This window comes from Streptococcus sp. M334 (assembly GCF_000187745.1).
GTDB lineage: Bacteria > Bacillota > Bacilli > Lactobacillales > Streptococcaceae > Streptococcus.
Window position 1 is genome coordinate 66,891 of record NZ_GL732491.1, and the last position, 6,612, is coordinate 73,502.

A 6,612-nucleotide genomic window follows, 5' to 3' on the forward strand; every position below is an offset into this window, starting at 1 on the left:
ATACGTTTATGAAAAAGAAAACAGCAGTGGTATTTGGAACCTTTGCTCCGCTTCATCAAGGACATATCGATCTGATTCAGCGAGCGAAGCGGCAGTGTGACCAGGTCTGGCTTGTTGTTTCAGGCTATGAGGGAGACAGAGGGGAACAGGTAGGATTAACGCTTCAAAAAAGATTCCGCTATATCCGAGAGGCCTTTCGTGATGACGAGTTGACCTCTGTCTGCAAATTAGATGAAACCAATCTTCCCCGTTACCCTATGGGCTGGCAGGAGTGGTTGAATCAGATGTTTGCAGAGATTTCCTATGATGAAACCCAGCAAGAACTAATCTTCTTTGTGGGAGAGGCAGACTACCAGAAAGAATTATCAAATCGTGGTTTTGAGACTGTCTTGCAAGAAAGAAAGTTTGGTATTTCAGCGACTATGATTCGAGAAAATCCAAGCAAATATTGGAAATATATTGCTCAACCCTTCCGTCGTCAGTTTACAAAGAAAGTGTTGATTATGGGAAGTGCCAGCAATGGGAAGACTACTATAGCCAAGGATTTAGCAAGGTATTACGATGCACCAGTTAGTTTGGAATACGCACGTGAGTACCAGATCAAAAACAATGTCCGCGACGATGAATTGACTCCAAAGGATTACTATTATCTCCTGTTGGGGCAGTATGACCAGACCTCTAAGTTAATTGACAGTAATGCCAATAGGGGACTGGTGATAGCAGACACCAACTCCTTAGTAACCAAGGGCTACTATGATTATTACATGGAGTCAGAGGATCAAGGGGACTTATCGGGAGAGACTTTTGATAATCTCTTTGCCTCGATTTTGGCTAAGGAAAAATGGGACTTGATTCTCTTCGTGCAACCTGTCGGTTCCTATGTCAATGACGGATTTAGAGATATGACCATGGCAGAAGACCATATTCGTCATAGTTTTTCCCAGCATTTGGACCAGATGAGAGAGCGATATTTAACCACCATTCCACTAGTTTATCTAGCTGAGGATTACCTAGGCAATTATGAAGCAGCAAAAGTGGCTATTGATGCCATTTACCAAGCAGATTAGGAGAAAATTATGAAAAAATTAACTGAAAAAATCACACAATTTATCGAAAACTTTAAAAATGTCCATGCGGAAGCCCGCAAGATCGGTTTTGCAGGAATCATGAACCTGCTCTGGAAAGATCTCTTTGTCGGCCGTAGCCTCTTCCAGTGGTTGTATCTCATCGTCCTGTCAAGTGTTCCCTTGATCTTGGAATTCACGCAAAATACAGAAAGTCATGACTGGATGAGCTTGTTTGCCTCTTGGACTGGGATTGTATGTGTTATCTTGGTAGCAGAAGGGCGTGCAAGTAATTATCTTTTTGGGGCCATTAACTCTGCTATCTATTTGGTTTTGGCCATGAATGCGACTTTTTATGGCGAAGTTTTGACGACAGTTTACTTCTTTGTCATGCAGCCGATTGGTCTCTATGCTTGGCTGTCCAACCGTATTAATGACCAAGGAAAAGTAGAAGAATCTCACTTTGAAGCTAAGAAATTATCTGTTATTGATTGGTTCAAGTACTTGGCTTTGACTGCTATCATCTGGATTGGTATGGGCTTGGCATACCAAAGTATCCATAGTGCTCGCCCTTTCCGTGATAGTGTTACTGATGCGACCAATGGTGTTGGCCAGCTCTTGATGACACGTCTCTACCGTGAGCAATGGATTTTCTGGATTGCAACTAATCTCTTTAGTATTTACCTCTGGTGGGGTGAAAACATCCACATCCAAGGGATGTACTGGGTTTACACTCTCAATAGTCTAGTAGGTTGGTACCAATGGACTAAGGCAGTTCGTAAGGAGGCATAAAATGACGGACACGATGATTCCAGCAGGGATGACAGAGAGAGAATATTTTGAAATCCATGCAAGTCAGGAAGAGTTTTTAGACTGGTACTACAAGCAGGAACTCCCTCAATACGAAAAACCAAGTGTGACGGTGGATATGGTAGCCTACTGCTTTGTCGAAGGAAAGATCAAGCTCTTATTAATTCGTCGCAAAGCTCATCCATATCAAAATTGTTTAGCGCTAGTTGGAGGCTTTATGGACAAGGGAGAAGACGCTGCGCATGCCTGTCAGCGTGAGGTGAGTGAAGAAGTCAATCTCGATCTTCCTTTGGAAAAAATTGAGCAATTGATGACCGTATCGACTCCCGACCGTGACCCACGGGGCTGGACAGTGACCATTGCCCACTTGGTTTATCTGCCTAGTCGTGCATTAGAACTTGTTCAAGCAGGAGACGATGCCAAGGATGTGGTTTTTGTAGATGTCGATTTTCAGACAGGCAAATGCTACCTAGAGGGAGTGGAGTTGGAGGAACAAGCTTTCGCTTTTGACCATTATGCCATTATCCAAGAATCCATCAAACGAATCCAAGGCCGTCTCGACTGGAATCCGACCTTCCTCTATCTGCTGGAGGAGGAGTTCACTGTCTACGAAGGGACTGAACTGGTCAATCTTATCAACCCCGGTCGTCCCATCGTCAGCAATAACTTTCTCGTAAAATACGGAGAATATGTAGAAGAAGTCGGACTCAAACGAGTGCCTAAAAAGAAACCAAGAAAAACCTATCGATTGAAATAAAAAGCGAGGCCGGGAAAAAGTTACCGACCTCTTTATGTACTATCATGAGATGGTTTTGTGTTGTGACTACTTTTATGGGTGGCTATCTTTCTTAGAATTGCTCATGATGCGAATGAATAAATCTTTGTATTTATATTTTAAATAGGTTTCGTGTAAGTACAATAAAGCTATATTTACAATCATAAAAATGGTTATTAAGTAAAATAAATCAAATGTAGTCTGAGCGTAGCGAATTGCAGACTGATAAGACCAGAAAGCTCCCAAAATCAACCAAGGCAGATACTTGTAATACTTATTTAGCATAAGGGTGCACCTCCAATATCCTATTTCAATGTTATTATATTCCTTTGCACTTAAAGATGCAAGCGATTACATAAAGAGCGAATTCAAATTTTAAAAGAAAAATCTCCTGTTTTTCTGTTTTATTACGAATAGAAGAGTAGGAGGAGTAAATATATCTAAATGATATGAGATTTTTAAAATAGTTTATATAAATCGTTGACATATTTAAATCTCAATGTTACGATTACATTACAAAAAGATTTCTTTATATTTCTAAAATATTACAAAGGAGTAGAAAAATGAAAAAGAAAACCTATATCAAATTAATGGCAGCGACTGTATTGGCTTCTACCTTGCTATTAGGAGCTTGTGGAAATAAAAAGGAAACAACTCAAGCAAGCAGTTCTGTTAAGACAAGCCAATCATCAAGCTCTAAAGTAGCTTCTTCTAGCCAAGAAAGCAAGACTCAGAAGTCCTCAAGTTCAGCTTCATCTGAAAAGACTAAGGCGTCTACTGATCAATCTTCAGCAACTGCAACGCCATCACAAGCGGCACCTACACCAGAGCAAAGACAAGGTCAAGAGGTGTCTAATCAACAGGCGGTTAGTCAACAAACTTCTGTTCAGGCTTCTTCAACTCAACAGGCTCCTCAAGCTCAGTCTAATCAATCAAACTATGACCCAACAACTGACCGTAAATTTCAAGACAAGCAAGCAGAGAAAAATAAACGCTACAAGGGTGTTTTAACCATGGTAGATGGTGATTTCTCAGCTGCAGCGGGCAATTGGAAGGGAGCCAATGGTGAAACCATTACAGTTTCATCAGGAGGTCAATTTACAGTAGAATCTGCTGATGGAAAGAAAGAAAACTACTCTATCAGAGGCTATTCTTATACTCTTGATGATGGTAAGTATAATGCCAAAATCGGTGGAGGAAAAGTCATCCAAATTACAACAGGAGCAGATGGCAAGGTTTCCAGTGTTGCTTTGAGTCAATAATAGCTCTCAGTATGTGAATATTTATAATCAAAAACCCGTCAACTTTAAGAGAGTTACGGGTTTTAAACTTTTAAGCCTTATCCAACTGCAAGAGGGCTTCAATTTCTGCTAAAGTACTGGCTTGTGAAATGGCTCCACGGAGTTTAGCTGCACCAGATGTCCCACGGAGGTAGTGAGGAGCGAGGCCACGGAATTCACGAACTGCAACGTTTTCTCCTTTGAGGTTAATCAATCGTTTCAAGTGTTCGTAGGCGATTTTCATCTTGTCTTCAAAGGTCAAATCAGGGAGGAGCTCTCCTGTTTCAAAGTAATGGTTGATTTGGTTGAAGAGGTAAGGGTTTCCCATGGAGGAAGATTATATCAGTTATATCTCGAAATAAAAAAGGATAAATTTAACTATAAAACTTGTCTTATTGAATGAAAAAATGGTAGAATAAACATCAATATCGATTGAAATATGGAGATTTAATGGAAATGAAGTCAAAAACATTTCGATTTTATTTAGTTTTGTTATTTATTTTCTTTCTTTATTTTTCATTTGCGGTGTATAATCGAACGTACAGTGGAATCACCGTAGATAAACATGATAATGAGTGGATAGTTAGACAAGTTCATAATCTGGGAAGCTTTGCAAATCATCAAGAGATAATAGGGTCATCAATTATACAAATAGACGGTCAGAGTCCAGATAGTAATTTCTTATTATCTCGATTTTTAATTGTTGAACCGCTTCATTCTGTGACAGTGTTAGATAGAGGAATTTCAAAGAATTTAATAATAGAATCTGGGAAATCAAGCCAAATTATCTTTCTTGTTTTATCAATCATTGCTTTTCTGATTCTACTGTTATTTCGCTTATACATAAAAGGGAGAAGTAGAGGAAAAACTGGAAAACGATATTTTTATTTTATTATTTATACTAGTCTGATGTTATTATCGATTATTCCATCAAGTATAGGAGATGTATTTGGTCGTAGTCTATTAATTTCATACTTGACTTTATTTCCATTATTCATGGATATCTTCATTAGAGTGTTAGTCTTGAAGATAAAAGGTTCAACCATTTCTAACTTTTCTCGTATTATACTGGGCTATTCACTCATCACTCAACTTTTGTTTGTTTATAATCTTATACAGCCCATTGATTTTTTGACCATCTTTTTTTCTAGGGGGGTATTTTATTTAGTATTTTTCTTTTTAGTTATCCTACTGTTAAAGATGCTTATAAATTACTCTCAGATAAGAGAAATGTTGCCAATTCATACCTTATTTTTAGCAGTTCTTGCCTTATTTCCTCTATTTTTTGGATATATTTTTCCGATTGGTAAGGAAGTTTCGTTTATTTATAGTATTCCTCTATTGTTGCTTATTTTGTTCTCTATTGTAAATAACTTGATACTAGAGCGAATGATATATGTTGCTTGGAAGTGGAACCCGTTCATATATAACTTGATATTTGCAGTTTTTTTTACTAGTCTAATTATTCTTTTTAGTCTGTTATTAAGAGAATTTTCTCCAATTTTTTTCGTTCTTTACACTTTTCTTTTTTCGCTAGCTTTGTTACCTGAAATAAGGAAAATGATGTTGATTAGCCATAAAATGGAGGGAATCTTTAGTAGTTTTCATACTTTTGTAGCTACTGAATTGGAGAGGGAAGAAATTGCAACGTTTATACATGATACTACAATTCAGAAGGTTATTTATTATAAAAAGCAGTTAGAAATTAGTGAACAAATTAATAGGGTAGCTTTATTAGAGATGTTGGATGATATTGTCTTTGAATTAAGAGATTTATGTTCCAATATCTATCCTTTAATGGTGCATGAATTAGGGCTGAAAGAATCTATTACTAGCATATTAAACCAATTCATGAAGATGGAAACTGTTTCGATTATGACAACTTTTTCAATAGATGAAGAAAAAGTTAATGATAAAGTGGGCACGTTTGTATTAAGGACAGTTAAAGAACTAGTAAATAATAGTATTCTTCATGGGAATGCTAGAGAAATTACTGTAGATTTATCTACAAAAGAAAAGATTTTATCAATTAAAGTTATAGATGATGGTATTTTTAAGGGAAACTATCAGTCTAATGAACATCATTTTGGTTTAAATAGAATTGTAGAGAAGGTTCATTTATTGGGGGGAACTGTTCAGATAAATATAGAACCTACAAGTGTGAAGATACGGATACCTATAGAAGGGAAGAAAAATGATTCGTTTGGTTTTGATTGATGATCACAGTTTAGTATTACAAGGATTGGAGAACTATTTTTTAAAGGAAGATGATTTTGAAATTGTTGGGTCCTATACAGAAGTAGCAGATTTACTTCTCTGTCTTAAGAATGAAAAGGTAGATGTGCTAGTTATGGATTTTATGTTGAAAGGAGTAACGGCATTTGATGTTATTAGTCAGATAAATAGATTTCTGAATACAGTTCCCAAGATAGTTCTTTTATCAGGATTTTATGACACTTTGTTACATAAGAGAGCGATGGATTTTGGGATTCAAGCTTTTTTACCCAAAGAAAGTTCTTATTTGGATGTTAAAAGTGCAATTTATGCTGTTTATAAGGGAAATCACGTTATCCCAGATGGTTTGTTAGAAAAGCAAGAAAATAATCTATTGACAGATATGGAGTTAAGTGTATTGGAACTTATTGTAAAAGAATATTCTAATGAAAAGATAGCAAATAGTTTA

At 36.9% G+C, this 6,612-nt stretch carries 7 protein-coding genes and 1 pseudogene; 6 read left to right on the top strand and 2 right to left on the bottom strand.

Features of this window, described 5'->3' with window-relative positions; translation table 11 throughout:
* Positions 1-8: 8 nt before the first annotated feature.
* The 3 genes from HMPREF0851_RS13365 to HMPREF0851_RS13375 are packed head-to-tail and all read left to right on the top strand — an operon-like array spanning position 9 to position 2,631.
* Positions 9-1,067: an AAA family ATPase gene (locus HMPREF0851_RS13365; protein WP_000730558.1), complete on the top strand. Its 1,059-nt coding sequence runs from the start codon at positions 9-11 to the stop codon at positions 1,065-1,067.
* Between the two features lie 9 nt (positions 1,068-1,076).
* The gene (gene pnuC, locus HMPREF0851_RS13370) at positions 1,077-1,856 is read left to right on the top strand and encodes a nicotinamide riboside transporter PnuC (protein WP_000736872.1); all 780 of its coding nucleotides are present in this window, start codon (positions 1,077-1,079) and stop codon (positions 1,854-1,856) included.
* A gap of 1 nt (position 1,857) precedes the next feature.
* Complete coding sequence (locus HMPREF0851_RS13375) at positions 1,858-2,631, top strand: NUDIX domain-containing protein (RefSeq protein WP_000132694.1); 774 nt, start codon at positions 1,858-1,860, stop codon at positions 2,629-2,631.
* A gap of 72 nt (positions 2,632-2,703) precedes the next feature.
* Here HMPREF0851_RS13375 and HMPREF0851_RS0104300 read toward each other — a convergent pair whose 3' ends face one another.
* Positions 2,704-2,934: a hypothetical protein gene (locus tag HMPREF0851_RS0104300; RefSeq protein ID WP_000933122.1), complete on the bottom strand. Its 231-nt coding sequence runs from the start codon at positions 2,932-2,934 to the stop codon at positions 2,704-2,706.
* Between the two features lie 278 nt (positions 2,935-3,212).
* On the opposite strand from HMPREF0851_RS0104300, the gene HMPREF0851_RS13380 reads away from it, so the two are divergent.
* Positions 3,213-3,911: a hypothetical protein gene (locus HMPREF0851_RS13380; RefSeq protein WP_000730895.1), complete on the top strand. Its 699-nt coding sequence runs from the start codon at positions 3,213-3,215 to the stop codon at positions 3,909-3,911.
* A gap of 70 nt (positions 3,912-3,981) precedes the next feature.
* Here the strand turns inward: HMPREF0851_RS13380 and HMPREF0851_RS13385 are convergent.
* Positions 3,982-4,263, bottom strand: a pseudogene (locus HMPREF0851_RS13385) (tRNA-dihydrouridine synthase); the annotation flags it as partial.
* A 122-nt stretch (positions 4,264-4,385) separates the two neighbouring features.
* Here HMPREF0851_RS13385 and HMPREF0851_RS13390 point away from each other — a divergent pair.
* Positions 4,386-6,146, top strand: a complete 1,761-nt coding sequence (locus HMPREF0851_RS13390; protein WP_156790874.1) for a sensor histidine kinase — start codon at positions 4,386-4,388, stop codon at positions 6,144-6,146.
* The coding region (locus HMPREF0851_RS13395; RefSeq protein ID WP_009014410.1) for a response regulator transcription factor at positions 6,124-6,612 on the top strand (489 nt) is incomplete at its 3' end. The genes HMPREF0851_RS13390 and HMPREF0851_RS13395, both read left to right, overlap by 23 nt.